The following is a 25,972-nucleotide window of genomic DNA, read 5'->3' on the forward strand; positions in this document are numbered from 1 at the left end:
CTCGATCCCGGTTCTGGCCGTGTCAGACACCGGCGGGGCCGCCCCTCGCGGGCCGGATGCCCGCCTTCCGCAGCACTGCGATGGCGCGCTCGGCCCGCAACGGGTCGACGGGCAGGGCGTGTCGGGCGAACCAGCGCCCGGCCTCCGGCGCGGGGGAGGGGTCGGTGAAGGCCTCGCCCGCGTAGTCGTCCAGCGGCGGGTCGTACAGATAGCCCACGGTGATCCGCTCCCGGGCGAGCGCGGCGCGAGCCGCGTCCCGGTCCTCGACGAGCAGCGGCACCCGGAACAGCGGCTGTACGGGCCCCGGCTTCGGCGGCGCCCATTCGGTGGCGAGCAGCTTGACGGCACCCCGGCGGTGGGCGTCGAGCACGGCGTCGAGTCGCGCCAACTTCCGTTCCATCCGGGCGAGTCGGCGCCTGCCCGCGCTCGCCCGGTAGTCGTGCATGTCGACCCGTACCCAGGAGTGGAAGGCGGCCAGGTCCGGCGCCGCGTCGAGGGCGCGGATCAGCTCTTCGGGGCGCAGCGCCATCCGGATGTCCTCGCGCTCCTGCTGTCCGAGCATCCTGAGCACCGCCCAGGCGGCGGGCGCCAGGCGCAGTCCGCGGACCGTCGCCTCCGCGTACGGCCGGGCCCAGTAGGCGAGTTCGGTGCTCGTCCGGGGCGGGGTGAGCAGTTCGTCGCGGGTCTTGGTGAGGGCGTCGCGCAGGCCCGGGTCGGCGATCGCGAGGAAGCCGCCCGCCTTGGCCGCGGTGTGCTTGGAGAGGCTGAAGACGGACGCGTCCCCGTAACCGCCGACCGGGCGCCCGGCCGTCTCGCTGCCGATGGCGTGCGCCGCGTCCTCGATGAGCGCGATGCCCAACTGGTCGCACGTGAGGCGCAGTTCGGGCGCGGGGTCGGGATTCCCGTACAGATTGGTGGTGAGGACGGCGGACAACTGCGGCCAGAGGGACTCCGGTACGGCGGCCGCGTCGATGGATCCGTCGTGCGGATCGAGGGGCGCCTGCACCGGCCGCAGTCCGGCCGCGAGGACCACGAAGAAGATGACGTCGTCGTTGACCGGCGACATCAGCACCCGGCCGCCGGGCGGGCACCAGTGCCGCAGCGCCACATACAGACCGAGCCGGCAGGACGGCACATAGAGGCACTCGCGCCCCAGCCGTTCGCGCATCAGCCCTTCGAGCTTCTCGTACGCCGTGAAGTACGCCATGAAGTCCCCCCAGACCCCCGCATCCCCAGCGCTCAATGTGACCCAGTGCGCACCGCTTCGTCAACAATGCGGAAGGGCCCGTCCCTTGACGGAACGGGCCCTTCGCACAAGGGTGCGTCACTCCACGACGGTCAGTCCCTTGCGGAGCTTGCGCAGGGTGCGCGAGAGCAGCCGTGAGACGTGCATCTGGGAGATGCCGAGCTCGTCGCCGATCTCGGACTGCGTCATGTTGGCGACGAAGCGCAGGGAGAGGATCTTCCGGTCCCTGGTGGGGAGTTCGGCGATCAAGGGCTTCAGCGACTCGATGTACTCGACGCCTTCGAGGTCGTGGTCCTCGTAGCCGATGCGGTCGGTGAGCGCTCCCTCGGAGTCGTCCTCCTCGGGCTGGGCGTCGAGCGAGCTCGCGGTGTACGCGTTGCTCGCCGCCATGCCCTCGACGACCTCTTCCTTGGTGATGCCGAGGCGTTCGGCGAGCTCGCCCACCGTGGCCGAGCGGTCCAGCTGCTGGGCGAGCTCGTCGCCCGCCTTGGCCAGGTCGAGGCGGAGTTCCTGCAGTCTGCGCGGGACCCGTACGGACCAGGAGGTGTCACGGAAGAAGCGCTTGATCTCACCGACGATGGTCGGCATCGCGAAGGTGGGGAACTCCACGCCGCGGTCGCACTCGAAGCGGTCGATCGCCTTGATCAGGCCGATGGTGCCGACCTGGATGATGTCCTCCATCGGCTCGCTGCGGGAGCGGAAGCGCGATGCGGCGAACTTGACCAGGGCCAGGTTCAGTTCGACCAGGGTGTTGCGTACGTACGCGTACTCGTGGGTGCCCTCTTCGAGGGTGTCGAGACGGGCGAAGAGCGTCTTCGACAGGGCCCGCGCGTCGACGGGGCCGACCTCGGCGAAGGGCGGGATCTCGGGAAGCCCCTCAAGTCCCTCGGGTTCGTACGGTCGTTCCTGCGGGGGGTGGTCGTGCGGTTCTTGCTTGATCGACGTATCGTGCGATTCGTCGAGCCGGGGTGACATGGGTCTCCTCCATCGTTCTCGGCATATGGCTGCCGATGCCCATACGTGTTCCGCGGTGTGCGGCGCCTCCGTGGCCGGTCGTGCTGAATAGCTGTCCCTACTACCCCTACCCGCTTTGCACAGCCCATCGCAAGGCTTCTTTGTCCGCATATGCCCGGTTTAGTGCGATGTTTGGCTTCCGGATGGCGTAGGGAAGGCGTAGTGTTCTTGGGAACTTACGACGATTCGGCGAAGAGGGACGGCATGGACCGCGGCACGGTCGGCAGCACCAACAGGGGCCGGCTCAGGGTCGGAGTCCGCACCGAGGGGCGCAGCGAGGTGGTGACCCCGGCGGGTGAGCTCGATCACCACACCGCGGACCTGCTCAGGGAGCCGCTGGAAGCCGCGATCGCCGAGGGGCGCACCCGACTCGTCGTGGACTGCTCACACCTGGAATTCTGCGACTCGACCGGACTGAACGTCCTGCTCGGCGCCCGGCTGAAGGCCGAGGAGCGGGGCGGCGGGGTCCACCTCGTGGCCATGCAGCCCGTGGTGGCGCGCGTATTCGAGATCACGGGGGCGGAAGCGGTCTTCACCGTGCATGATTCGCTCGATGCCGCTCTGTGCGACTGACCCCGATACGTCCGGGCAGGAGAGCACACTGAAGACGTTGGCGAATCGGTGAGGTGAAGCGCTGATGAGCACCACCCGGGAGCAGACGCCCGGCGACCGTGGCCCCGAGCCGCACGGCGCCGGGCCCGCTGCCATACCGCCAGAAGCCGATGGCGCGGGCGCCGTGGCGCCCGCGCGCGTCCTCGCGCTCACCGGGGCGAGCGGCATCGTCCCGCTCGCCCGCGACTTCACCCGCCAGGCCCTCTACGACTGGGGCTGGCTTCCGGCGGTGACCGCCGAAGGCCGGGCCGCCGCCGAGGACGTCCTGCTCGTCGTCTCCGAACTGGTCACCAACGCCTGTCTGCACGCCGAGGGCCCCGAAGGGCTGAGGGTCTCGCGCACCGCGAAGGTGCTGCGCCTGGAGGTCAGCGACCTCGGCGCGGGCCAGCCCGCACCCCGCACCCCGCACCGCGCGGGGCGGCCCGGCGGGCACGGCATGTTCATCGTGCAGCGGCTGTGCCTCGACTGGGGCGTGGTGCGCACGCCGGGGGTGGCCGGCAAGACGGTCTGGGCGGAACTCGCGGCACCCGCGTAACTCCTGTTCACGGTTACCGGCGGTTCGGACCGTCGGTCCAGCGGCGTGTCCGCAGATCGATCCGCCCTGTTCTTTGTCTTCCCTCGACAAGGTCCCCGGCGTACCTTGAGCGCCAAATCTGATGTGCCGTCAGTAACTTGGCGGCCTCCGGCATGAGGGGAATTCGAGGTGTCGTACCAGAAGAGGACAGCCCTCGCGCTGGCGACGGCGGCGGCGGGCTCGGTGGTGCTGATCACCGCCCCGGCGGCCCAGGCCTCCGTCGTGGACGTCAACTACAACTGCCAGACGCCGATCGGCGCGAAGAGCGCCGTGTCGCCCATCGACATCCAGGCGGTCAAGAGCGGCAGTTCCTACAAAGTCACCATGTCCTTCCAGAAGGGCGTCTCCTCCAGCCCGGTCGCGCTCGGCGCGGGCGCGATGAACCCGAGCGCCGTGATCAATCTGGGCGGCGCCGGCAAGGGCACGGTCGCGGTCTCGGGCCCGGCCAACTCCGCGGAGATCCCCGCCAACACCCCCATCAAGATCAGCGACCTGTCGGGCACCTACTCGCCGAAGGCCAACGGCAAGGTCACCTTCACCGCCGGCGTCCTTACCATCAAGGCGCTGGGCACCACCACGACCTGCACCCCCGGCAACAGCCCCGGCCCCTCCCTGGAGCTGGACGCCGGCGGCGCGAGCGCGTCCGCCGGCGGTTCGGGCGCCCCGGACAGCCTTCCCAAGACCGGCCCCCTCGACTCGGCCGTCGCGCTCGGCACCCTCGGCGGCACGGTCGTCCTGGTGGGCGCGGCCGGAGTGCTGTGGCTGACCCGGCGCAACCAGCGGGCCTGACCCCGTACGCCCCCGACCGGGAACCCCCTCGCACCCGAGGAGCCGCCGATGCGTCCGATCCGCCTGGCCCTGCCGGCCACGGCCCTGCTGCTGTGCGCGCTCTCGGCGCCCGCCGCGCAGGCCGCACCGGCCGCGGACGGGGACTGGACCGCCGCACCCGCATCCGGCGGCGGGACCCGCCCGAGCATCGACGGGAGGCCCTGCTTCTATCTGGAGGGCGCCCCCGGCACGGTCCTTCAGGACAAGGTCTCGCTGAGCAACCCGTCCGGCACGCCCCTGACCCTGAGACTGCGCGGCGCCGCCGCGTACAACACCGCGAACGGGTCGTTCGCCGTGCGCGAGGCGCCCGATCCCTGGATCGCGCTCGCCGCGCCCGAGGTGAGGATCCCGCCGCACACCCGCGCCGACGTGCCGTTCGCGGTCACTGTCCCGGCCGGAGCGGAACCCGGCGACCACCCCGCGGCCCTGGTCGCCGCAGCGTCCGGCCGCGAGTTGGGCGTACGCGTCCAACTCCGCGTCGCGGGGCCCACGTTGTCCGCCCTGACCGTCGAGTCCGTACGCATCGACAAGGGCCGGAACCTCATCCGCTACGCCCTGGTCAACCGGGGCAACGCCACCCTGGCGCCGCGTCTCGCGGTGCGCGCCGACGGAGTGTCCGGCCGGGTGCTCGACCGCCCCGCCAAGGCCCTGCCCGTCGAGCTCCTGCCCGGTCAGCGCGTCGAGCTGACCGAACCCTGGCCGCATCCGCCCGCCCTCGACCGGGTCACCGTCCGCCTAGATGTCACCGCGGAGGGCGGCGCCCACTCCGCCGCCGGGGCGAGTGCCACGTTCGTGCCGTGGGGCGCGGTCGCCGGGGCCGGTCTGGTGCTGCTCGCGGGCGGGGCCGCGGCCTTCCGGCTCGTGCGACGCCGGCGCAGTGCCGAGAACCCCCAATTCCCCGAGCCGGAACGCGAGTTGGCGCGGACAGGAGCCCTCCAGTGAAGCCACACCTGCGGGGCGCGGCCCTCGCCCTGCTGCTGCTCGCCCTCGCGCTGCCGATGGCCGGGCCCTCGTACGCCGACGACGCCAAGCCGACCGTCGCGCTCTCCACGCCCGAGGCCGCCAAGGGTGCCGACGTCACCGTCACCGGCGGCGGCTGGCGGCCCGGCGCGCTGCTCATGCTGCTCGTCTGCGGACAGTCCGACCCCACCAGGGGCGTCATCGGCGGCACCAACTCCTGCTCCAACGCCGACGGCCAGGCCGTCACGACCGACGCCAAGGGCGCCTTCAGCAAAGTGCTCCCGGCCGCCCCGCCGCCCAAACCGTGCCCCTGTGTCGTCCACGTGGCGACCGTGCAGGGCGAACAGGCCGTCGTGGACACCGAGTTGAAGATCACCGGGCAGCCGGTGGCGCCGCTGCCCGACCAGAGCGGCGACGGAAGGCTCGCGGTGCTCGCCGAACCCCGCCTCGACGGCAGCAGTTCCCTGTTGACCTGGTTCGGCGCACCGCCCGGCCGCACGCTGGTCTTCACCGTCGGCAACCTCGGCTCGGCCCCCGTCAAGGACCCCGTCTTCCAGCTCGGCACCGCCCACGGCGTGTTCGCCCCGCAGTGGGAGGACCACCAGTGGAAGGGGATCATCCAGCCCGGCCAGAAAGCCGAGATCAGGCTGGGCTTCGAGCTGTCGGCGGGCGCCCACGGCGACTACCAGATCTCGCTCCAGTACGCGAAGAAGCTGCTGGTCACCCAGCCGTGGGGGGTGGACCGGCCCTGGGGCGTCACCTTCTTCTGGATCCTGCTCTGCCTGGTGGTGCCCGCCGCGGTCTTCCGCATCGGCATGGCCGTGGTGGACCGGCTGCGTCCGCGCGAGGGCGCACGCGTCGGCCCCGGCCGGCACCGTGGCCTACAGCTGCCCGAAATCACCCTGAAAATCCCCAAGTCGGGGCGACCGTCCGGTGACCGGAGGGCGGCATCCGCCGAGCCGGAGCCCGCCGCGCCCGATCCGCCCGCGACCACGGCCGCGCTGCCGTGGTTCACCCCCGACTCCGCACCGTCCGAGAACCGCCCCAACCGTCCGTACCGTCCCACGACGAAGGGAAATTCGTGACCACGCAACGGAGGATGAGCGCGGCCGGTCTCGCGCTGATGCTCGGCGGCGCGGGGATCATGCTGGCCGCAGGCCCCGCACAAGCAGCCGAAGTCTCGTACGCCACCGAGTGCATACCGCCGTCCATCTCCGGCCTGCCGCCGGTCGAGGGAACGACGAAGGTGCAGATCACCGCGCCCGCCACGGCCAAGGTGGGCGACGTGGTCGACGTCGTCTGGAAGTTCACCCAGGCCGCGTCGAACAACCCGAACGTCCTCGACCTCAACAAGGACGTCGTCCAGCCGACCGGCACCCTCAAGGCGGGCGGCGCGCAGAGTGCCGACATCCCCATGAAGGGCCCCCGGCAGAACCCGCCGATCCCCAAGAACAGCCCGATGATCCTGCCGGACATGACGGCCAAGCTGAAGCTGACCAAGACGGGCGACGTCACGCTGACGCCGGACGCGTACAACATCAACGTCAACCAGATCATGTCGACGGACACCAAGTGCACCCCGAAGGAGAAGGTCGCGGTCGGCGCCACGATCAAGGTGACGGACGGCGGCGGGACGACCTCGGGCGGCGCCTCCGGAGGTTCGACGACCGGTGGCAGCTCCGGGGGCTCGACTACCGGTGGCACCTCCGGCGGTTCCACGGCGGGCGGCACCACGACCTCGGGCGGCACGACCGGGGGCTCCGCGAGCGGGGGCTCCGCGACCGGTGGGTCCAGCACCGGTGGGTCCACCACGGGTGGCTCGGCGTCCGGTGGGGACACCGGCTCCGGCGGTACGACCGGCGGCAGCGGCGGCCAGAGCGACTTCCCCGGCAAGGAAGTCGCCGTCGACTTCGCCTGCCAGTCGCCGGGACCGGCCGGCATCCAGTCCAAGGTGACCATCAACGCCAAGAAGAACGGCGGCAGTTACGACCTCACCGTCAAGACTGCCAAGGGCGTCATGAACAGCCCGGCCGACCTTCCGGCGGGCGCCCTCAAACCGTCGATGCAGGTCGCGGTGGGCGGCGCGGACAAGGGCTCGGTGGCGGTCGCGGGCCCCGCGAACCCGGACCCGATCAAGGCGGGCGCCCCGGTCAGCCTCACCGACATGACGGGCACCTACAAGCCGGGCGCCTCCGGCAAGTCGACGCTGAGCCCCGGTGATCTGTCCATCGACGTCACCCTGGGCGGCGCGCCGATCCACATCCCGTGCAAGGTCTCGGGCTCGGCGCCGGTCTCGCTCGAACTCGACACGGCGGCCCAGCCCGGCGGCGCGGCCGGCGGCAGCGGCTCGGCGGGCACCTCGGGCGCGGCGACCTCGGCGGGCACCGCGGGCTCCTCCGGCGGCCTGGCCCAGACCGGCGCGAGCGACAACGGCGCCCTGCGCGCGCTCGGCCTGGTGGCCGGCACGGTGATCCTGCTGGGCGGGGCGATCTTCACCTTCACCCCGTGGCGACGGCTGCGGGGAACCGGCACCCGCTAGCCGCAACGCCGAAGGGCCGCCGCACCGGATCGGTGCGGCGGCCCTTCAACTGCTGTGCGGCTTACGTCAGTTGACGCTTCCCATCAGCTGCTTGACCTTCTTGCGGTACATCCAGATGCCGAATCCGGCGACGACCGCGAGGGCCGCCTCGATGGCCACCGCACCCGAGGTGTCCAGGTTGACGCCCAGCTGCTTCGAGGTGAGCAGGCTGGTCACCGAGTCGCCCGCGGTGACCGCGAGGAACCAGACGCCCATCATCTGGGAGCTGTACTTCGCCGGGGCCATCTTGGTCGTGACCGACAGGCCGACCGGGGAGAGGCAGAGCTCGCCGATGGTCTGGACGAAGTAGATCGCCACCAGCCACATCGGGCTGACCTTGCCGCCGTTGTTGGCGGTGTCGATCAGCGGGATGAGGAACACGACGAAGGAGATGCCGATCAGCGCGAGGCTGGAGGCGAACTTGACCGCGGTGCTCGGCTCCTTGGCGCGCTTGTTCAGCCACAGCCAGGCGGAGGCGACCACAGGGGCCAGCGCCATGATGAAGACCGGGTTCAGCGACTGGTACCAGGAGGTCGGGAAGTCGAACCCGAGCAGGCTGTTGGTCGTCGAGTTCTTGCCGAAGATCGACAGCGTCGAGCCGTTCTGGTCGTAGATCATCCAGAAGACGGCGGCGACCACGAAGAACCAGATGTAGCCCGAGAGCTTGGACTGCTCGACCTCGCTGAGGTCCTTGTCGCGCTTCATGCGGGTGAGCACCGCGACCGGGATGACCAGGCCGGCGATGGTGATCGGCATCAGCGCCCAGTCGGCGAAGTTGCCGGTCACGGCGAGCGCGATGTAGAAGACCGCCGCGACGATCAGCCAGATCAGGCCCTTGCGCAGGACGGACTGCTTCTCCTGGGCCGTCGCCGGCTTCGCGACGACGCTGCTCTCCGCGCTCAGGTGACGGGTGCCGAGCATGAACTGGGCCAGACCCAGGGCCATGCCGACGGCGGCGAGCGTGAAGCCGAAGTGCCAGTTGACCTTCTCGCCGACGGTGCCGATGGTCAGCGGGGCCAGGAAGGCGCCGAGGTTGATCCCGATGTAGAAGATCGTGAAGCCACCGTCACGACGCGGGTCCTCGGGACCCTTGTAGAGGTGGCCGACCATCGTGGAGATGTTGGCCTTCAGCAGGCCGGAGCCGAGCGCGACGAGGATGAGGCCCGCGAAGAAGGACGCCTCGGTGGGCAGCGCCAGCGTGATGTGGCCGACGATGACGACACCGGCTCCGATGGCGACGGTCTTGCGCGGCCCCCAGAAGCGGTCGGCCATCCAGCCGCCCGGCATGGCGAGCAGGTAGACCATCGCCATGTAGACGGAGTAGATCGCCGTGGCCGTGGTGGCGTTCATGTGAAGGCCGCCGGGCGCGATCAAGTACAGCGGGAGCAGGGCCTTCATGCCGTAGAAGCTGTAACGCTCCCACATCTCGGTCATGAACAGAGTGGCCAGGCCGCGGGGGTGGCCGAAGAAGGTCTTCTCGGTACCAGTGGTGCTGGCCGAGTCCTTCGTCAGGCTTGACGCCATGGTCGATCCTTGCTTGCTCGGGACGCGCGCTTCGTGAGCGTTGAGTCGCGCCCGGTGGGGGAAGGCCGGCACCGGCAGGGGAGCTGTCCTCCCAACGCCCATGGGGTCCGCTCCGTAGGGGGAGGCGGTAAGGACAGGCCACACCGGGATCCACGCCCCGGCGCTTCTTCGCGCTGGGGCCCGGCCCGTAGGTCATTCACTGGTCTCAAGACCGGCAAAACCGGTCTTGTGCAGAAAAGAGACCCTTGGCGCGCCAAGCAGGCCAAAGGTCCTTGAGTAGTGCTATAGGCGTTGGCACACCATACGTCACCAGAGTGCGGCATATGGAAGGACTTGAGAGATGGATCACAGGCATCCCTGGAACCACTGACCCTGATTCGAAGGTGTCAAACAAGATCGCAGCACAGACCCCCAGGGTGGGTGGATCACCTCACGCGTTGTCGCCGCCGCGGACTACCATCACCCCCATGACCCGTGTACTGCTCGCCGAGGACGACGCGTCCATCTCGGAGCCACTGGCCCGCGCCCTGCGCAGGGAGGGTTACGAGGTCGAGGTGCGCGAGGACGGCCCGACCGCCCTCGACGCCGGACTGCAGGGGGGCGCCGACCTGGTCGTGCTCGACCTGGGGCTCCCCGGCATGGACGGCCTCGAAGTCGCCCGGAGGCTGCGTTCCGAGGGACACACCGTCCCCATCCTCGTGCTCACCGCCCGCGCCGACGAGGTGGACACCGTGGTCGGCCTCGACGCCGGCGCCGACGACTACGTCACCAAGCCCTTCCGCCTCGCCGAACTGCTCGCCAGGGTCCGGGCGCTGCTGCGGCGCGGCGCCACCGAGCCGGTGCCCCAGCCCGCCACCCACGGCGTGCGGATCGACGTCGAGTCGCACCGCGCGTGGATGGGCGACGAGGAGCTCCAGCTCACCGCCAAGGAGTTCGACCTGCTGCGGGTCCTGGTGCGGGACGCGGGCCGGGTCGTCACCCGCGACCAGCTGATGCGCGAGGTCTGGGACACCACCTGGTGGTCCTCGACCAAGACGCTCGACATGCACATCTCGTGGCTGCGCAAGAAGCTCGGCGACGACGCGGCCAACCCGCGCTACATCGCCACCGTGCGCGGTGTCGGTTTCCGCTTCGAGAAGAGCTAGAGCCCAGCCGAGCATGCGCCGTCGACTGATCAACTCCACCCTCGCGGTCGTGCTCGTGGTGATCGCGGTCTTCGGCGTCTCCCTCGTCATCGTCGAGACGCGGACCATCAGCAGCAGCGCCCAGGAGAGCGTGAACTCCGAGGCGCTGCGGCTGGTCTCCGTGGTCGACAGCCGCACCCTGGCGAACGAGACGGTCAACGCGCAGGTCCTGAACGAGCAGATCGACCCCAAGCGGTACGCCCGCATCTCCATCCCCGGCCGCCCGGTGATCGAGCTCGGCCAAAAGCCCGAGGACTCCGTCATCAGGGGCACCGCCGAGGGCGAGCGCGGCGAGTCCGTCCTGGTCGAGGAGTCGCGCTCCACGGTCACCAAGGAGGTCGGCCGGACCCTGCTGATCATCGGCGCGGTGGCCCTGCTCGCCATCGTCTCCGCGGTGCTCCTCGCCGTACGCCAGGCGAACAGGCTGACCTCCCCGCTCACCGACCTCGCCGAGACCGCCGAGCGGCTCGGCTCGGGCGACCCGCGGCCGCGCCACAAGAGGTACGGCGTGGCCGAGCTGGACCGGGTCGCCGATGTGCTCGACTCCTCGGCCGACCGGATCGGCCGGATGCTCACCGCCGAACGCAGGCTCGCCGCGGACGCCTCGCACCAGCTGCGTACGCCGCTGACCGCGCTCTCCATGCGGCTTGAGGAGATCGCCCTCACCGACGACCTCGACACGGTCAAGGAGGAGGCCACGATCGCGCTCACCCAGGTCGAGCGGCTCACCGACGTGGTGGAGCGCCTCCTCACCAACAACCGTGACCCGCGCACCGGTTCGGCCGTGGTCTTCTCGCTCGACGAGGTCGTCAAGCAGCAGCTGGAGGAGTGGCGCCCGGCCTACCGCAGCGCGGGCCGCGCGATCGTGCGCTCGGGGAAGACGGGTCTCAAAGCGGTCGGCACGCCGGGCGCGGTAGCCCAGGTGCTCGCCGCGCTGATCGAGAACTCGCTGATGCACGGCGGCGGCACGGTCGCGGTGCGGTCCCGCGTCACCGGCAACCAGGCCGTGGTCGAGGTCACCGACGAGGGCCCCGGTGTGCCGCCCGACCTCGGGGCGCGGATCTTCGAGCGGACCATCAGCGGCCGCAACTCCACGGGCATCGGCCTGGCGGTCGCCCGCGATCTGGCGGAGGCCGACGGCGGCCGGCTCGAAATGCTCCAGCAGCAGCCGGCGGTCTTCGCGCTGTTCCTCAGCCGGGAGGCGCGGGGGCGCCGGGAGCCGCCGGAGCGGACGACGATCCGCTGAGCACCCCGCACCCGCTCCGAGCCCCGGCGTCGGGGCTCAGCGGACGTGCTCAGCGCTTGGCGGGGACGGCGGGCCTGGGGGAGTCGAGAAACGATTCCGCCGTCTGCACGGCCTCCCTGGCGGGCAGCGCGCGGAAGACCCAGGTGCGGTAGGACCAGAACCGGAACAGCGTGCCGAGGCCGATGCCGAGGAACTTGAAGAAGTTGTTCTGCCACGGGCTGTTCCAGCCGAAGCCGTACGTCGCCGCGTACAGGATGCCGTTCTCGATCACCGCGCCGACCACGCTGAACAGCAGGAACAGGGTCAGCTCACGGGCCCGCCCGCTGTTCTCGCGGTCGCGGTAGGCGAAGTAGCGGAAGCCCACGTAGTTGAAGGCGATCGCGATCGCGGTGGCCAGCAGGCTGGCCCGGACCACCTGGAGGTCGGTGGCGTGCCGCAGCAGGTTGAAGGCGCCCATGTTCACGAGCACCCCGAGCCCGCCGACCGCGCCGAACTTGGCGACCTCGCGGACGAGCAGTCGCAGTCGCGTGGGAAACGCGTCCTGTGCACTCATGGTGATCGCCCAGCCCCGTCCGAGTCGGTGTGCTTGTCGTGCCAGTCAACCCGCCCATGCTAACCACCACCCCTGTGCGACGCCTGTGGGCACCCGTGAACGCCCGGCGGACCCGGCCCGACGGGCCCCGCACGGGCGGCGGATACCCTGGAGGTGTGACGTTCCCGGTAGTCGGCATGGTCGGCGGCGGTCAGCTCGCCCGCATGACCCACGAGGCGGGCATCCCCCTCGGCATCAGATTCAAGCTCCTCAGTGACACCCCCCAGGACTCGGCGGCCCAGGTGGTGAGCGACGTCGTCATCGGCGACTATCGCGACCTGGACACGCTGCGTGACTTCGCGCGCGGCTGCGACGTGATCACCTTCGATCACGAGCACGTACCCACCGAGCACCTGCGGGCCCTGGAAGCGGACGGCGTCGTCGTCCGGCCGGGGCCCGACGCGTTGGTGCACGCCCACGACAAGGGGGTGATGCGCGCGAAGCTCTCGGAGATCGGCGCGCCCTGTCCCCGCCACCGCACGGTGGCCGACCCCGCGGACGTGTCCGCGTTCGCCGCGGAGGGCGCCGGATTCCCGGTCATCCTCAAGACGGTCGTCGGCGGCTACGACGGCAAGGGCGTGTGGTTCGTACGCTCCGAGGCGGACGCGGCGGACGCCTTCAAGGCGGGCGTCGCGGTCCTCGCCGAGGAGAAGGTGGACTTCGTACGGGAGCTGGCGGCCAACGTCGTGCGCTCACCGCACGGCCAGGCGGTGGCGTACCCCGTCGTGGAGTCCGTCCAGGTCGACGGGGTCTGCGACACCGTCATCGCGCCCGCGCCGGGTCTGAGTGAGGAACTCGCGGGCCAGGCACAGCAGTTGGCGCTCCGCATCGCCTCGGAACTCGGCGTCGTCGGCCACCTCGCGGTCGAGCTCTTCGAGACCCGCGACGGGCGCATCCTCGTCAACGAGCTGGCGATGCGCCCGCACAACTCGGGCCACTGGACCCAGGACGGCGCGATCACCTCGCAGTTCGCCAACCACGTCCGGGCCGTCCTCGACCTCCCCCTGGGCGACCCGCGCCCGAGGTCGAAGTGGACCGTCATGTGCAACGTGCTCGGCGGCGACTACCCGGACATGTACTACGCGTACCTGCACTGCATGGCCCGCGACCCCCAGCTCAAGATCCACATGTACGGCAAGGACGTGAAGCCCGGCCGCAAGGTGGGCCACGTCAACACCTACGGCGACGATCTCGCGGAGGTCCGCGAGCGGGCCCGCCACGCGGCCGACTACCTCAGAGGAACGATCACCGAATGAGCAGCGCACCCGTCAATGGCCCCCTCGTCGGCATCGTGATGGGCTCGGACTCCGACTGGCCGGTCATGGAGGCCGCGGCCCAGGCGCTGGACGAGTTCGAGATCCCGTACGAGGTCGACGTCGTCTCCGCGCACCGGATGCCGCGCGAGATGATCGCGTACGGCGAGGAGGCCGCGGGCCGCGGCCTGAAGGCGATCATCGCGGGCGCGGGCGGCGCCGCCCACCTGCCCGGCATGCTGGCCTCGGTCACCCCGCTGCCCGTCATCGGCGTGCCCGTCCCGCTGAAGTACCTGGACGGCATGGACTCGCTGCTCTCCATCGTGCAGATGCCCGCGGGCGTCCCGGTGGCGACGGTCTCGGTCGGCGGCGCGCGCAACGCGGGCCTGCTCGCGGCCCGCATCCTGGCCACGCACGACGCCGAACTCCTCGCGCGCATGCGGGAGTTCCAGCAGGAACTCAACGACCAGGCGACGGAGAAGGGCAAGCGGCTCCGTACGAAGGTCGAGGGTTCGGGCGCGTTCGGATTCGGAAAGTGAGTGCCATGACTCATCTCGAAGAAGCCCGCGCGCTGCTCGCCCGCCACCCCGTCGTGGACGGCCACAACGACCTGCCCTGGGCGCTGCGCAAGAAGGCCGGGTACGACCTCGACCGCTGCGACATCGCGACCGACCTGACCGGCCGCACCCACACCGACCTGGGGCGGCTGCGGGCCGGCGGGGTCGGCGCGCAGTTCTGGTCGGTGTACGTCCGTACCGACCTGGCGGGCGACGAGGCGGTCAGCGCGACCCTGGAGCAGATCGACTGCGTCGACCAGCTGCTCGCCCGCTACCCCGGCGACCTGGCGCCCGCGCTCACCGCGGACGACATGGAGGCGGCGCGCGCCGAGGGCCGCATCGCCTCCCTCAAGGGCGCCGAGGGCGGCCACTCCATCAACAACTCCCTCGCCACGCTGCGGGCGTTGTACGCGCTCGGCGTTCGCTACCTGACGCTGACCCACAACGACAACCTCGCCTGGGCGGACTCGGCGACGGACGAGCCGGGCGTGGGCGGCCTCTCGCCGTTCGGCCACGAGGTGGTCCGCGAGATGAACCGCACCGGCATGCTGGTCGACCTCTCGCACGTGGCGGCGACGACGATGCGGGCGGCGCTGTCCACGTCCGTGGCGCCGGTGATCTTCTCGCACTCCTCGGCGCGGGCGATCTGCGACCACCCGCGCAACATCCCGGACGACGTGCTCGCCCAGCTGCCGTCCAACGGCGGGGTGGCGATGGTGACCTTCGTGCCGAAGTTCATCCTGCCCGCGGCGGTGGCCTGGACCCGGGCGGCCGACGAGAACCTGCGCGCGCACGGCCTGCACCACCTCGACACCTCGCCGGAGGCGATGAAGCTCCACGAGGCCTTCGAGGCGGCGAACCCGCGCCCCGTCGCCACGGCCGCGACGGTCGCGGACCACCTGGACCACATGCGCGAGCTGGCCGGCGTCGACCACATCGGCATCGGCGGCGACTACGACGGCACGGCGTTCACCCCGTCCGGGCTTGACGACGTGTCCGGCTACCCGAACCTGATCGCCGAACTCCTCGCCCGGGGCTGGTCCCCCACCGACCTGGCGAAGCTGACGTGGCAGAACGCGGTACGGGTGCTGCGGGACGCGGAGTCGGTGTCGAGGGAACTGCGCGCGCAGCGGGGTCCGTCGAACGCGACGCTGTCCCAGCTGGACGGCTGACCAGGGGCTCGGGAAGGGGCGGGGCGGGGCAGTCCCCCGAACGCCCCGCCCGCCGCGACCGCCGTCGCCCGGCGTGACACGGTGATGACTACCTGCCGTCACCGCCGATACCGGGAGCCCGTCATGGCAGATCTGCAGGACGACCCCCAGGACACCCCGGCGGTCGGCGGACTCGACGAGCCCACCCCGGCCGTGCCGGAGCAGGAGATGGACCCCGTCCCGGCCCCGGCCGACGGCGGTTACGACCTCGACCGGGCCCGCACACTGCTCGCCGCGCACCCCGTGGCCGACGGCCACAACACCCTGGCGAGTGCGCTCGCGCTGCTCCCCTGGCACGATCTGGAGGCCGGCGAGAGCTCCCTCGACACGGACATCCCGCGGCTGCGGGCCGGTGGCGTCGGCGCGCAGTTCTGGGCGCTGACCGCCGAGGGCGACCGCCCCGACCCGGTCGGCAACACCACCGACCGCCTCGACCGGATCCGCTCCCTGATCGCCTCCTACCCGCAGGGCCTGCGGCTCGCGCTGACCGCGGGGGACCTGGCCGACGCCCGCAACTGCGGCCGCATCGCCTCGTTCCTCGGCCCGGTCTCCGCGCACGCGCTCGGTGATTCGCTGGGTACGCTGCGGTGCTTCCACCTTCTGGGGGTGCGGGCCCTGTCGCTCACCCCGGGCACCCGCTGGACCGAGCCGGGGCTCAGCCGCTTCGGGCTCGAAGTGGTGCGGGAGGCGAACCGGCTCGGGATGCTCCTCGACCTCTGCGGCGCCACCCCCGGCACCTGGCGCCGGACGCTGGCCACCTCCCGGGCCCCCGCGCTGCTCTCGCGCTCGGCGGCGTCCTCCCTCACCGCGCACCCGCTGAACGCCTCTGACGACCTGCTCGCCGAGATCGGCGTGCAGGGCGGCGTGTGCCTGGTGAGCTTCGCCCCGGAGCAGATCGAACGGGTCGGCCGGACCGTCTCCGTACGCGATGTGGCCGACCACATCGAGCGGGTGCGCGATGTGGCCGGGCCCGACCACGTGGGCCTCTCGGGAACGTACGGGATGATCACGGGCGCACCGCGCACCCCCGGCCTCGAAGACGCCTCCTGCTATCCCACCCTGATCGCGGAGCTCCTCGGCCGCGGCTGGACCGAAGCCGAAATCGCGGCCCTGACCTGGCAGAACCTGGCCCGGGTCGTACGGGACGCGGAGTTCGCCGCCCGGGGCACCCGCACCGGCCCGTCGAGCGCCACCATCGAAGATCTGGACGGACCCGGATAGACGCGGGTTCTCAGGCGCGCGGGCGGCCCATCGCGCGGTAGGTCCAGCCGGCGTCCCGCCACTTGGCCGGGTCGAGCGCGTTGCGTCCGTCCAGGATGATCCGGCCGGCCGGGGCCGGGGCGAGCCCGGCGGGGTCGAGGTCGCGGAACTCGCGCCATTCGGTCAGGTGCAGCACGACATCGGCGCCGCGCACCGCCGCCGCCGCGGAGTCGGCGTAGCCGAGCGTGGGGAAGAGGCGGCGGGCGTTGTCCATGCCCTTCGGGTCGTACACCGTGACCTGGCCGCCCTGGAGGTGGATCTGCCCGGCGACGTTCAGCGCGGGGGAGTCGCGTACGTCGTCGGAGTCGGGCTTGAAGGTGGCGCCGAGGACGGCGACCCGCTTGCCGAGGAAGGTCTCGCCGCCCACCGCCTCGCGGGCCAGCTCCACCATGTGGCCGCGGCGCCGCATGTTGACCGAGTCGACCTCGCGCAGGAAGGTCAGCGCCTGGTCGGCGCCGAGCTCGCCGGCCCGCGCCATGAACGCCCGGATGTCCTTGGGCAGGCAGCCCCCGCCGAAGCCGATGCCGGCCCGCAGGAACTTGCTCCCGATGCGCTCGTCGTGCCCGATGGCCTCGGCCAGCTTCACCACGTCGCCGTCGGCGGCCTCGCACACCTCGGCCATGGCGTTGATGAACGAGATCTTGGTGGCGAGGAAGGAGTTCGCGGCGGTCTTGACCAGTTCGGCGGTCGGGAAGTCGGTGACCACGAACGGCGACCCCTCGCCGACCGGCCCCGCGTAGACCTCGCGAAGGAGCTTCTCGGCCCGCTCGCTCTCCACGCCGACCACGATCCGGTCCGGGTGCAGGGTGTCCCGGACGGCGAAGCCCTCGCGCAGGAACTCGGGGTTCCACGCCAGCTCCACGCCCTCGGGCAGGCCCGCGGCTAGCCGGGCCGCCGAGCCGACCGGCACCGTCGACTTGCCCACGACCAGCGCGCCGTCCCGCAGATGCGGTGCCAGCGAGCCGAAGGCGGTGTCGACGTACGACATGTCACAGGCGTACTCACCGTGCTTCTGCGGCGTGTTCACGCACACGAAGTGCACGTCGCCGAAGGCGCCGACCTCCTCCCAGGAGGTGGTGAACCGCAGCCGCCCGCTGGAGCCCTCAAGGCCCGCGACGTGCTGGGACAGCAGTTCCTCAAGACCTGGCTCGTACATGGGGACGCGCCCGCCCGCCAGCATCTCGATCTTCTCCGGCACCACGTCGAGGCCCAGCACCTCGAACCCCAGCTCCGCCATGGCCGCGGCATGGGTTGCTCCGAGGTATCCGGTGCCGATCACAGTGATCTTGAGGGCCATGCGGTGCTCCTGGAAGTGCGGCTCGGGGAGGCGGGCTCGGGCGTACGGGCGACAAACGCGCTGCCCGAGCATAGTCGGGCCCCGGCGGGCTCCCCTTTTCGGGCTGTCGCCAAGCTCACGTATGCCAGTGGCGGCCCGGCCCCCTAAAATTAGGTTACTTAACGGTAGTTAGCGTCCCTTGGGGAGTGAGAGACCTTGGCCGGAACGGCTGGCAACTCGGATTTCGACCTGTACCGCCCGTCCGAGGAGCACGACATGCTCCGCGACGCCATCCGCTCGCTCGCTGAGGCCAAGATCGGCCCGTACGCGGCCGAGGTCGACGAGCAGGCCCGCTTCCCGCGGGAGGCGCATGACGCGCTGGTCGCGAACGACCTGCACGCCGTGCACGTGCCGGAGGAGTACGGCGGCGCCGGCGCCGACGCGCTCGCGACCGTCATCGTGATCGAAGAGGTCGCGCGGGTCTGCGCCTCCTCCTCCCTCATCCCCGCGGTGAACAAGCTCGGCTCGCTCCCGGTGATCCTCTCCGGCTCCGAGGAGCTGAAGAAGAAGTACCTGGGCCCGCTGGCCAAGGGCGACGGCATGTTCTCGTACTGCCTCTCCGAGCCCGACGCGGGCTCGGACGCGGCCGGCATGAAGACCAGGGCCGTGCGCGACGGAGACTTCTGGGTCCTCAACGGCGTGAAGCGCTGGATCACCAACGCGGGCGAATCCGAGTACTACACGGTGATGGCCGTGACGGACCCGGAGAAGCGCTCGCGCGGGATCTCCGCCTTCGTCGTCGAGAAGTCGGACGAGGGCGTCTCCTTCGGCGCCCCCGAGAAGAAGCTCGGCATCAAGGGCTCGCCGACCCGCGAGGTCTACCTCGACAACGTCCGCATCCCGGCGGACCGCATGATCGGCGAAGAGGGCACCGGCTTCGCCACGGCGATGAAGACCCTGGACCACACCCGCATCACCATCGCGGCCCAGGCCCTCGGCATCGCGCAGGGCGCCCTCGACTACGCGAAGGGCTACGTCCAGGAGCGCAAGCAGTTCGGCAAGGCGATCGCCGACTTCCAGGGCGTCCAGTTCATGCTGGCCGACATGGCCATGAAGCTGGAGGCGGCCCGCCAGCTGACCTACGCCGCCGCCGCCAAGTCCGAGCGCCTCGACGGCGACCTCACGTTCTTCGGCGCCGCCGCCAAGTGCTTCGCCTCCGACGTGGCGATGGAGATCACCACCGACGCCGTCCAGCTCCTCGGCGGCTACGGCTACACCCGCGACTACCCGGTCGAGCGGATGATGCGCGACGCGAAGATCACGCAGATTTATGAAGGCACGAACCAGGTCCAGCGGATCGTGATGTCCCGCAACCTGCCGTAACGGCAGGCGAGTTGAGAAGGGCCCGCCCCCGGTCGTACCGGGGGCGGGCCCTTCTTCGCTGTGCCGGGGCGGCTACTTGACCGTGACCTTCTCGTCGTTCTTCAGCTCGTTCACCAGCTGCGTGACCTTCGGCTTGTCCCAGAGCAGGGAGGTCTGGGGGCCGTCGCCCGCGACCGGCATGTTCATGGAGAGGCCGCTGCCGCTCGTGATGCCCTTCATCGCCCAGAACATGTCGGCCAGGTCGAACAGGCCCATGTCCTTGTCGACGATCAGGGTGTCCAGGCCCGCGCCCATCACCGGGTACAGCTTGAAGGGGTTCAGGAGGGTCGTCGGGGTCGCCGTCTGGCTGGCGATGGCGGCCAGGAACTTCTGCTGGTTCTTGGTGCGCTGCAGGTCACCGGCGGCGTAACCGTGCCGGTTGCGGACGAACGCGAGGGCCTGCTGGCCGTTGAGGGTCTGCTTGCCCTTCTTGAAGTCCGCGCCGGAGTCCTTGTCCTTGATGTCCTGCGGAATGTCGAGCTCCACGCCGCCGACCGCGTCCACGATGTTCGCGAATCCCGCGAAGCCGATCTCCGCGTAGTGGTCGATGTGCAGTCCGGTGTTCGCTTCGACGGTACGGACCAGCAGCTCCGGGCCGTCGATGGAGAACGCCGCGTTCAGCTTGTTCTTGCCCGGGGACGGGAACTGCTTTCCGGACTGGGAGCCCTTGAAACTCGGGATCGTCACCCAGGAGTCGCGCGGCAGCGAGAGCATCGTGTTCCCGTTGTCGCCGACGTGCAGCAGGATCATCGAGTCGGTCCGCTTGCCCTCGGCCGAGCCGGTGTGCAGCTTCTGCTTCTCCGCCGCGGACATGCCGTCGCGGGAGTCGGAGCCGACGATCAGGTAGTTGGTGCCCTTGCCGCCGGCGGGCCGGTCGATGACCTTGGAGAGGTCGACCTCGCGGCGCATCTTGGAGTCGGCCCAGAAGTAGGTGCCGACCGAGGCGGCCACCACGGCGACCACCAGGACCAGCGCGCCGATGGTGATGCGCTTGCGCCAGTTCGGCGCCGCCCCGGGCCGCCGGCCGCCGCCGCGGCGCGGCCCCTCGGGTCCACCGGGCCCGCCCGGCCCGCGCCCCGCCGGGCTGCCGTAGACCTGGCCCTCGCTGTAGCCGTCGTACTGCCCCGGCGCGGGCCCCCGGGGGGCGCCGCTGCCGTGCTGCTGCCCGTAGCCTTCGGCGTACGCGGGCTGCTGCTGGGGGACGGGACGCTGCGGCGGCTGGGTGGGGGCGGGCTGCTGGACGTGCCGCATCCGGCGCGCACCCTCGGGCTGCGCGGCAGAGCTGCCGCGGCCGTAGGCGTCGCGGTCACCGTTTCCGGGGGCATTGCCGTCGAGGGAGTCGGGCCATTCGTTCATGCCGTCCAGCATGCACGGCCGCGCCGGGCGCCCGGCAGGTCGGGTGGGAATTCGGGGCAGGGCTGTTGCAAGGCTGATGCAATGAGCGGCTGTGCGTACGCCGCATAAAGTGGAACGCATGACTGATCTTCCGGGCAAGCCGACCTCGGCCTCCCGAACCACCCTGAGCCACATCATGACCAGCCACGACACCAACCTCCTCGGCACGGTGCACGGTGGCGTGATCATGAAGCTGGTGGACGATGCGGCGGGCGCGGTCGCCGGGCGCCACTCGGGCGGCCCGGCCGTCACCGCGTCGATGGACGAGATGGCGTTCCTGCTGCCGGTCAGGGTCGGCGACCTGGTGCATGTGAAGGCGCAGGTCAACTGGACCGGCCGGTCCTCGATGGAGGTCGGCGTGCGGGTCCTGGCCGAGCGCTGGAACGAGTCGACCCCGGCGCAGCAGGTGGGCTCCGCCTACCTCGTCTTCGCGGCCGTCGACGCCGACGGCAAGCCCCGCCGGGTGCCGCCGGTGGTCCCGGAGACCGAGCGCGACGAGCGCCGCTACCAGGAGGCCCAGATCCGCCGCACCCACCGGCTCGCCCGGCGCCGCGCGATCATGGACCTGCGCGAGAAGCGGGCGGCCGAGGGCCTCGACGACTGAACCCGCAGACGGTTCGACCCCGCAACGGCTGAACCCCGCGGATGCCTGAACCCCGCAACTGGGGCGAGGCCGCCCGGCATCCGCTGCCGGCCCGGGGCACCCGCCCCATCGCTCAGGGGCAGACCACCTGGTCCCCGGTCACCGTTCCGAAGTCCCCCTGCGGCGGTTCCTCCGCGCGCACCGGGACCACGTCCTTGAAGTCGGCGCCCGCCGTCACCTTCATCGTGGGGCCGAGCCCCTTGACCGGGCGCAGCTCGCTGCCCGGCAGCGCGAGCGCGAGCGACCTCGCCGAGCGGTCCCAGCGCGGGTCGTACTCGATCAGGGTGCGGCGCATGTCCAGATTGGTGCTCGCCATCGGGGCGCCGGTGGTCTTGAAACCGGTCGTGTGCAGCGCCTCGTCGACGCGGCGGCCGAGGCCGTCGGTGCGGGTCCCGTTGTAGACCTGCACCCGGATCTGCTCGGGCGCGACCTCGACCATCGCGCCCGTCCCCTTCCGCGCCGGCTCGGCGTCCTTGGCCGCCGGCTGCGGCGCGGCCTTCGGCGTGCTCTGCGGGGCGTGCGCGGCCAGCGGTCTGTCCTCGCGCAGCAGCTGGAACAGCTTCTTCGCCTTGGCGTCGTCCCACTTCACGGTCGAGCCGACGCCCTTGACGGGGAAGCTGAGCTGCCCGAGCGGCACGGTCGTGAAGTCCGAGTACGACGGTGTGAAGCCCTTCATCGCGGTGCCGAGGCTCAGCACCTCCTCCGCCCCGAAGCCCTCGTCGGCGCGTACCGAGGAGAGCAGGGTCGAGGCGACCTGGCGGAACTTCACCGGGTTCAGGAGAATCCCGTTGCTCGTCGCCTTGGAGATCAGCGCGGCCAGGAAGCGCTGCTGGCGCTGCATCCGGCCGAGGTCGGCGGAGCCGTCGGCGTGCCGGGAGCGCACGTACTGGAGCGCCTCGCCGCCGCTGAGCTGATGGGTGCCCGCGGTGAGGTCGAGCCCGGTGTAGGAGTCCTTCATGGGGCGGGCCGTGCAGATCTGCACCCCGCCGACCACGTCGACCGTCTTCATGAAGCTGGTGAAGTCGACCTCCAGATAGTGGTCGATCTTCAGCCCCGTCATGTTCTCGATGGTGCGCACGGTGAGCCCGGGGCCGCCCTCCGGGTAGGCCGCGTTCAGCTTCACCGGGTGCTGGGGGTGGCGCCGGCCGGTGGCCTCGTCGGTGCGCTCGGGAACCTCGGCGTACGAGTCGCGCGGCAGGCTCACCACGCTCAACCGGCTCCGGTCCGCCGAGAGGTGCACCATCATGATCGTGTCGGTGCAGTGGCAGGCCTCCCCGCCGAGCCGGTACTTCTCCTTCTCCTCCGGCGTGATCCTGTCCCGGCCGTCGGTGCCGACGAGCAGGATGTTGGTGCCGTGGCCGCCCTGCGGACGGTTCTTCATGTCCCGGAACGGGTCCACCCGGCCGATCCCGCCGTCCAGACCCGTCACCACCGCATGGCCGACCCCACCCGCCCCGAGCACCAGGACCGACAGCGTGGTCGCGAGCCGCATGCCCCAGCGGGGCCGCTCGTCCTGCTGTCTGCTGCGGGGAGGAACGCCGCGGGCGGGGCGCGGGCGGGGCGGCGTGGGCACGGGGACCTCCGCGGGTGACAGGGGGATCTTGAGCACCGTAGGCCCATACGATCAGCTACCCCGTGCGCCGCCCGGCCGCCGCGCGACCGTGTCCCCCATTCGCGGTAACGTGACCACCGATGAACGCCACGCCTGCTGTTTCCGTGATCATGCCGGTCCTCAATGAGGAGCGGCATCTGCGCAACTCGGTCCGTCACATCCTGGAGCAGGAGTACCCGGGCGAGATGGAGGTGGTGATCGCGCTCGGCCCGTCCACGGACCGCACCGACGAGATCGCCGCCGAGCTGGTCCGCGAAGACCCCCGGGTGCACACCGTCCCCAATCCCACCGGGCGTACGCCGGCGGCCCTGAACGCCGCGATCAAGGCGTCCCGGCACCCGATCGTGGTACGCGTCGACGGCCACGGCATGCTCTCGCCGAACTACATCGCCACCGCCGTACGCCTCTTGGCGGAGACCGGTGCGCAGAACGTCGGCGGCATCATGCACGCCGAGGGCGAGAACTCCTGGGAGGACGCGGTCGCGGCCGCGATGACCTCGAAGATCGGCGTCGGCAACGCGGCCTTCCACACCGGCGGCGACGCCGGGCCCGCGGAAACCGTGTATCTGGGTGTCTTCCGCCGCGAGGCGCTTGAGCAACAGGGCGGCTACAACGAGGAGTTCATCCGCGCCCAGGACTGGGAGCTGAACTTCCGCATCCGCGAGGCGGGCGGCCTCATCTGGTTCTCGCCCGAGCTCAAGGTCCAGTACCGGCCCCGCCCTTCGGTGAAGGCGCTGGCCAAGCAGTACAAGGACTACGGGCGTTGGCGCCATGTGGTGGCCCGCTACCACGAGGGCTCCATCAACCTGCGCTACCTGGCGCCGCCGACGGCCGTGTGCGCGATCGCCGCGGGTGTCGTCGTGGGCGCCGCCCTCACGCCGTGGGGCTTCGTGATCCCGGCCGGCTATCTCGCCGCGATCGCCGCGGGCTCCGTCGCGGCCGGCCAGGGGCTCCCGCTGAAGGCCCGCGCGCAGATCCCGGTGGCCCTCGCCACCATGCACATGTCCTGGGGCTACGGCTTCCTCACCAGCCCGAAGGCCCTGGCGAAGAAGGTCATCGCGAGCCGCCGCCCGGCGGTGCGGACCACCTCGGTCTGAGCGCACGAGGACGACCGGCGCGTACGACACCAGGGGGCGCCCGATGCCGAAAGGCACCGGGCGCCCCCTGTCGCGTACCGGCTACCAGCGGTAGGGCGCGTACACGTCCATGCAGGCGCCCGTGTTGGCGCCGTTGACCGACTCGGTGTCCTTGAGCGGGTCGGTGTCCTTGGGGTCCTGCTTCGGGTAGCTGTCGCCGCTGCGCCAGTCGCCGCCGACCACCAGGGTCAGGCCCTTCACGTCGGACGCCCTGACCGCGCCGGAGGGCAGGCCGAGCGCCGTGGCGACGGACTCCGCGTCCGCCTTGCCCTGGGCGCCCGCGTCCTTCGGGTAGTCGACCTCACTGGTGGGCGAGGGCTCGCTGGAACCGGTCGCGGCCTTCTTGAAGCCCTTGGCCTGGAGCGCGGAGACCACCTCGGTGGCCCGGCCCTTGACGGGCTGGCGGCCGTCGGTGCCGGTGCCGTTGACCACGCTCACCGCGAGCGAGTCGGCGGCCGCCGCGGCCGGGCCCTTGGAGGCGCTGGGCGGCGGGGGCGTCTTGCCGTCGTCCTTCCGGTCGAGCGGCTTGTCGTCCCGCAGCATCGCCCACAGGACGTCGGCCTTCGCCTCGTCCGGCACCACATGGGAGTTGGGGTCCTGCGGGTCCGGGAGGCGCGGCATGGTCAGCATGTTGATGCGGTCCATGGGGATGTCCTTGAGCTCCATGCCCAGGTCGAACAGCTTCTTGACGGTGCCGAGTTCCGAGGAGACCTGGAGCGACTTGGTCGCGGTCTCGGCGATGTCCATCAGCCGGCCGGTGTCGGTGAACGCGTTCTCGCTCTTGAGGTTGCGGATCACCGAGTTCATGTACATGTGCTGGGCCTCGGAGCGGCCGAAGTCGCTGCCGAAGGCGTGCCGGGTGCGCAGCCACTGCAGGGCCTGCTCGCCCTTGACCGTGTGCTTGCCCGCGGAGAGGTGGAGGTGCGAGCCGCCGGGCTGGGCCTTGGTGGGGTGGTCGTCGATGTTCTGGTTCACACAGACGTCGGCGCCGCCCACCGCGTCCGAGATGGCGACCACACCGGCGAAGTCGACCATCATCCAGTGGTCGATGTAGATGCCGGTCAGCTTCTCCCAGGTGTCCAGGACACAGCCCGCCCCGCCGCGGCCGAGCGCGTCGGTGATGACGGTGTTGGTGGGCTTGAAGACCTTGTTCTTCGCGGTGTCCTTGCACTCGGGCATGTCCACCCGGGTGTCGCGCGGAATGCTGACGACGGAGGCGTTCTTGCGGTCCGCGGAGACGTGGAGCAGCATCTGGACGTCCGCGTGCGGATCGGTGCCCCGGTTCTCCTTGGCGCCGCCGAGCCGGACGTCCTCGTCGGTGTTCCGGCTGTCGGAGCCGATCAGCAGGATGTTCAGCGGCGTCTGTCCCTGGGCGTTCGGCGAGGCCTTCTTGGCGTCGCTGCCGCCCGCGCTGCGTTCGCCCTTGCGGATGTTGCCGTTGAGGTGCTGGTAGTACAGGTAACCGGCGCCGGCCGTCCCGATTATGAGGACCGCGAGCGTGATCGCGGTCCATCTCAGTATGCGGTGCTTGCCGTTGGCCCGTTTGCGGGGTCCGCCCCTGCGGTGCCCGCCGGCCGCCCCGGCATCCTCGGCACCGTCCCCGCCGCCGCCGGACGCACCGGACGTACCGGACGCGGACTCGGCCGCGCCGGACTTGCCGGGCCGTCCGGATTCGGTGGATCCGGTGGATCCCGCAGGTCCCGTGGATCCCGCGGAATCCGTGGGTCCGCCGGACGCGTCGGACTCGTACAGGCTCTCGTCCCAGCCGAGTTCGCCCGCGTGCTCCACGCGTCCCGGCGTCCCCTCCCCGCGCACGCTGTTCTCGCCCACCCCAAAACCCCCTGTCGTT

General features: G+C 71.0%; 23 protein-coding genes. 15 read left to right on the forward strand and 8 right to left on the reverse strand.

From position 1 onward, the window contains the following. Positions 1–22: 22 nt before the first annotated feature. On the reverse strand, positions 23–1,168 hold the full coding sequence (locus ACIQ8J_RS16880) for a DegT/DnrJ/EryC1/StrS family aminotransferase (RefSeq protein ID WP_403271670.1): 1,146 nt from the start codon (positions 1,166–1,168) through the stop codon (positions 23–25). A gap of 156 nt (positions 1,169–1,324) precedes the next feature. Further along, positions 1,325–2,221 (reverse strand): RNA polymerase sigma factor SigF, encoded by an 897-nt coding sequence (locus ACIQ8J_RS16885; protein ID WP_403271569.1) that lies wholly within the window; start codon positions 2,219–2,221, stop codon positions 1,325–1,327. A 243-nt stretch (positions 2,222–2,464) separates the two neighbouring features. On the opposite strand from ACIQ8J_RS16885, the gene ACIQ8J_RS16890 reads away from it, so the two are divergent. The 6 genes from ACIQ8J_RS16890 (at position 2,465) to ACIQ8J_RS16915 (ending at position 7,773) form a co-directional block, all read left to right on the forward strand. Further along, a complete protein-coding gene (locus ACIQ8J_RS16890; protein ID WP_403271672.1) occupies positions 2,465–2,833 on the forward strand; it encodes an STAS domain-containing protein in 369 nt (122 codons plus the stop codon). 64 nt (positions 2,834–2,897) lie between these two features. Next, positions 2,898–3,407, forward strand: coding sequence for an ATP-binding protein (locus ACIQ8J_RS16895; protein WP_403271571.1), 510 nt, complete (start codon positions 2,898–2,900; stop codon positions 3,405–3,407). A 168-nt stretch (positions 3,408–3,575) separates the two neighbouring features. Next, a complete protein-coding gene (locus ACIQ8J_RS16900; protein WP_403271573.1) occupies positions 3,576–4,235 on the forward strand; it encodes a peptidase in 660 nt (219 codons plus the stop codon). 48 nt (positions 4,236–4,283) lie between these two features. Next, a complete protein-coding gene (locus ACIQ8J_RS16905) occupies positions 4,284–5,216 on the forward strand; it encodes a hypothetical protein (protein ID WP_403271575.1) in 933 nt (310 codons plus the stop codon). After that, positions 5,213–6,319, forward strand: coding sequence for a hypothetical protein (locus ACIQ8J_RS16910; RefSeq protein WP_403271577.1), 1,107 nt, complete (start codon positions 5,213–5,215; stop codon positions 6,317–6,319). The genes ACIQ8J_RS16905 and ACIQ8J_RS16910 overlap by 4 nt, the downstream gene beginning before the upstream one ends. 14 nt (positions 6,320–6,333) lie before the next feature. Next, the gene (locus ACIQ8J_RS16915; RefSeq protein ID WP_403271674.1) at positions 6,334–7,773 is read left to right on the forward strand and encodes a hypothetical protein; all 1,440 of its coding nucleotides are present in this window, start codon (positions 6,334–6,336) and stop codon (positions 7,771–7,773) included. 66 nt (positions 7,774–7,839) lie between these two features. On the opposite strand, the gene ACIQ8J_RS16920 is transcribed toward ACIQ8J_RS16915, so the two are convergent. After that, the gene (locus ACIQ8J_RS16920) at positions 7,840–9,336 is read right to left on the reverse strand and encodes a peptide MFS transporter (RefSeq protein WP_403271579.1); all 1,497 of its coding nucleotides are present in this window, start codon (positions 9,334–9,336) and stop codon (positions 7,840–7,842) included. Between the two features lie 467 nt (positions 9,337–9,803). Here ACIQ8J_RS16920 and ACIQ8J_RS16925 point away from each other — a divergent pair, with 467 nt between their 5' ends. Together ACIQ8J_RS16925 and ACIQ8J_RS16930 are read left to right on the forward strand one after the other, a co-directional pair. Continuing rightward, a complete protein-coding gene (locus ACIQ8J_RS16925) occupies positions 9,804–10,481 on the forward strand; it encodes a response regulator transcription factor (protein WP_053725082.1) in 678 nt (225 codons plus the stop codon). Between the two features lie 13 nt (positions 10,482–10,494). Next, the gene (locus tag ACIQ8J_RS16930) at positions 10,495–11,766 is read left to right on the forward strand and encodes an ATP-binding protein (RefSeq protein WP_403271581.1); all 1,272 of its coding nucleotides are present in this window, start codon (positions 10,495–10,497) and stop codon (positions 11,764–11,766) included. 49 nt (positions 11,767–11,815) lie between these two features. On the opposite strand, the gene ACIQ8J_RS16935 is transcribed toward ACIQ8J_RS16930, so the two are convergent. Next, positions 11,816–12,319 (reverse strand): GtrA family protein, encoded by a 504-nt coding sequence (locus tag ACIQ8J_RS16935; RefSeq protein ID WP_403271583.1) that lies wholly within the window; start codon positions 12,317–12,319, stop codon positions 11,816–11,818. A 155-nt stretch (positions 12,320–12,474) separates the two neighbouring features. Here ACIQ8J_RS16935 and ACIQ8J_RS16940 point away from each other — a divergent pair, with 155 nt between their 5' ends. The 4 genes from ACIQ8J_RS16940 (at position 12,475) to ACIQ8J_RS16955 (ending at position 16,600) form a co-directional block, all read left to right on the forward strand. Beyond that, positions 12,475–13,614: a 5-(carboxyamino)imidazole ribonucleotide synthase gene (locus ACIQ8J_RS16940; protein ID WP_403271585.1), complete on the forward strand. Its 1,140-nt coding sequence runs from the start codon at positions 12,475–12,477 to the stop codon at positions 13,612–13,614. After that, complete coding sequence (gene purE / locus ACIQ8J_RS16945; RefSeq protein WP_403271587.1) at positions 13,611–14,150, forward strand: 5-(carboxyamino)imidazole ribonucleotide mutase; 540 nt, start codon at positions 13,611–13,613, stop codon at positions 14,148–14,150. The genes ACIQ8J_RS16940 and purE overlap by 4 nt, the downstream gene beginning before the upstream one ends. Before the next feature lie 5 nt (positions 14,151–14,155). Beyond that, entirely contained in the window at positions 14,156–15,340 is a 1,185-nt protein-coding gene (locus ACIQ8J_RS16950) for a dipeptidase (protein WP_403271588.1), read from the forward strand. Between the two features lie 123 nt (positions 15,341–15,463). Further along, on the forward strand, positions 15,464–16,600 hold the full coding sequence (locus ACIQ8J_RS16955) for a dipeptidase (RefSeq protein WP_403271590.1): 1,137 nt from the start codon (positions 15,464–15,466) through the stop codon (positions 16,598–16,600). Positions 16,601–16,610: 10 nt separating this feature from the next. Here ACIQ8J_RS16955 and ACIQ8J_RS16960 read toward each other — a convergent pair whose 3' ends face one another. Continuing rightward, positions 16,611–17,936 (reverse strand): UDP-glucose dehydrogenase family protein, encoded by a 1,326-nt coding sequence (locus ACIQ8J_RS16960; protein ID WP_403271592.1) that lies wholly within the window; start codon positions 17,934–17,936, stop codon positions 16,611–16,613. Positions 17,937–18,131: 195 nt separating this feature from the next. On the opposite strand from ACIQ8J_RS16960, the gene ACIQ8J_RS16965 reads away from it, so the two are divergent. Next, positions 18,132–19,298 (forward strand): acyl-CoA dehydrogenase family protein, encoded by a 1,167-nt coding sequence (locus ACIQ8J_RS16965; protein WP_403271594.1) that lies wholly within the window; start codon positions 18,132–18,134, stop codon positions 19,296–19,298. A 72-nt stretch (positions 19,299–19,370) separates the two neighbouring features. On the opposite strand, the gene ACIQ8J_RS16970 is transcribed toward ACIQ8J_RS16965, so the two are convergent. Further along, positions 19,371–20,693, reverse strand: a complete 1,323-nt coding sequence (locus ACIQ8J_RS16970) for an LCP family protein (protein ID WP_403271596.1) — start codon at positions 20,691–20,693, stop codon at positions 19,371–19,373. A gap of 118 nt (positions 20,694–20,811) precedes the next feature. Between ACIQ8J_RS16970 and ACIQ8J_RS16975 the strand changes: the two genes are divergently transcribed. Beyond that, complete coding sequence (locus ACIQ8J_RS16975; RefSeq protein ID WP_403271598.1) at positions 20,812–21,336, forward strand: acyl-CoA thioesterase; 525 nt, start codon at positions 20,812–20,814, stop codon at positions 21,334–21,336. Positions 21,337–21,448: 112 nt separating this feature from the next. On the opposite strand, the gene ACIQ8J_RS16980 is transcribed toward ACIQ8J_RS16975, so the two are convergent. Continuing rightward, positions 21,449–22,867: an LCP family protein gene (locus ACIQ8J_RS16980; protein WP_403271676.1), complete on the reverse strand. Its 1,419-nt coding sequence runs from the start codon at positions 22,865–22,867 to the stop codon at positions 21,449–21,451. Between the two features lie 200 nt (positions 22,868–23,067). Here ACIQ8J_RS16980 and ACIQ8J_RS16985 point away from each other — a divergent pair, with 200 nt between their 5' ends. After that, on the forward strand, positions 23,068–24,084 hold the full coding sequence (locus ACIQ8J_RS16985) for a glycosyltransferase family 2 protein (RefSeq protein WP_403271600.1): 1,017 nt from the start codon (positions 23,068–23,070) through the stop codon (positions 24,082–24,084). Positions 24,085–24,165: 81 nt separating this feature from the next. On the opposite strand, the gene ACIQ8J_RS16990 is transcribed toward ACIQ8J_RS16985, so the two are convergent. Next, a complete protein-coding gene (locus ACIQ8J_RS16990) occupies positions 24,166–25,953 on the reverse strand; it encodes an LCP family protein (protein WP_403271602.1) in 1,788 nt (595 codons plus the stop codon). Between the last annotated feature and the right edge of the window lie 19 nt (positions 25,954–25,972).

The organism is Streptomyces sp. NPDC094147 (assembly GCF_044764265.1).
GTDB lineage: Bacteria > Actinomycetota > Actinomycetes > Streptomycetales > Streptomycetaceae > Streptomyces.

What these genes read in the sequence shown, in the direction of transcription:
- purE (WP_403271587.1), top strand. Translation starts at nt 13,611, where the DNA reads ATGAGCAGCGCACCCGTCAATGGCCCCCTCGTCGGCATCGTGATGGGC.
- ACIQ8J_RS16925 (WP_053725082.1), top strand. Translation starts at nt 9,804, where the DNA reads ATGACCCGTGTACTGCTCGCCGAGGACGACGCGTCCATCTCGGAGCCA.
- ACIQ8J_RS16930 (WP_403271581.1), top strand. Translation starts at nt 10,495, where the DNA reads ATGCGCCGTCGACTGATCAACTCCACCCTCGCGGTCGTGCTCGTGGTG.
- ACIQ8J_RS16895 (WP_403271571.1), top strand. Translation starts at nt 2,898, where the DNA reads ATGAGCACCACCCGGGAGCAGACGCCCGGCGACCGTGGCCCCGAGCCG.
- ACIQ8J_RS16920 (WP_403271579.1), bottom strand. Translation starts at nt 9,336, where the DNA reads ATGGCGTCAAGCCTGACGAAGGACTCGGCCAGCACCACTGGTACCGAG.
- ACIQ8J_RS16915 (WP_403271674.1), top strand. Translation starts at nt 6,334, where the DNA reads ATGAGCGCGGCCGGTCTCGCGCTGATGCTCGGCGGCGCGGGGATCATG.
- ACIQ8J_RS16960 (WP_403271592.1), bottom strand. Translation starts at nt 17,936, where the DNA reads ATGGCCCTCAAGATCACTGTGATCGGCACCGGATACCTCGGAGCAACC.
- ACIQ8J_RS16980 (WP_403271676.1), bottom strand. Translation starts at nt 22,867, where the DNA reads ATGCGGCTCGCGACCACGCTGTCGGTCCTGGTGCTCGGGGCGGGTGGG.
- ACIQ8J_RS16880 (WP_403271670.1), bottom strand. Translation starts at nt 1,168, where the DNA reads ATGCGCGAACGGCTGGGGCGCGAGTGCCTCTATGTGCCGTCCTGCCGG.
- ACIQ8J_RS16935 (WP_403271583.1), bottom strand. Translation starts at nt 12,319, where the DNA reads ATGAGTGCACAGGACGCGTTTCCCACGCGACTGCGACTGCTCGTCCGC.
- ACIQ8J_RS16950 (WP_403271588.1), top strand. Translation starts at nt 14,156, where the DNA reads ATGACTCATCTCGAAGAAGCCCGCGCGCTGCTCGCCCGCCACCCCGTC.
- ACIQ8J_RS16955 (WP_403271590.1), top strand. Translation starts at nt 15,464, where the DNA reads ATGGCAGATCTGCAGGACGACCCCCAGGACACCCCGGCGGTCGGCGGA.
- ACIQ8J_RS16885 (WP_403271569.1), bottom strand. Translation starts at nt 2,221, where the DNA reads ATGTCACCCCGGCTCGACGAATCGCACGATACGTCGATCAAGCAAGAA.
- ACIQ8J_RS16970 (WP_403271596.1), bottom strand. Translation starts at nt 20,693, where the DNA reads ATGAACGAATGGCCCGACTCCCTCGACGGCAATGCCCCCGGAAACGGT.
- ACIQ8J_RS16905 (WP_403271575.1), top strand. Translation starts at nt 4,284, where the DNA reads ATGCGTCCGATCCGCCTGGCCCTGCCGGCCACGGCCCTGCTGCTGTGC.
- ACIQ8J_RS16890 (WP_403271672.1), top strand. Translation starts at nt 2,465, where the DNA reads ATGGACCGCGGCACGGTCGGCAGCACCAACAGGGGCCGGCTCAGGGTC.
- ACIQ8J_RS16985 (WP_403271600.1), top strand. Translation starts at nt 23,068, where the DNA reads ATGAACGCCACGCCTGCTGTTTCCGTGATCATGCCGGTCCTCAATGAG.
- ACIQ8J_RS16975 (WP_403271598.1), top strand. Translation starts at nt 20,812, where the DNA reads ATGACTGATCTTCCGGGCAAGCCGACCTCGGCCTCCCGAACCACCCTG.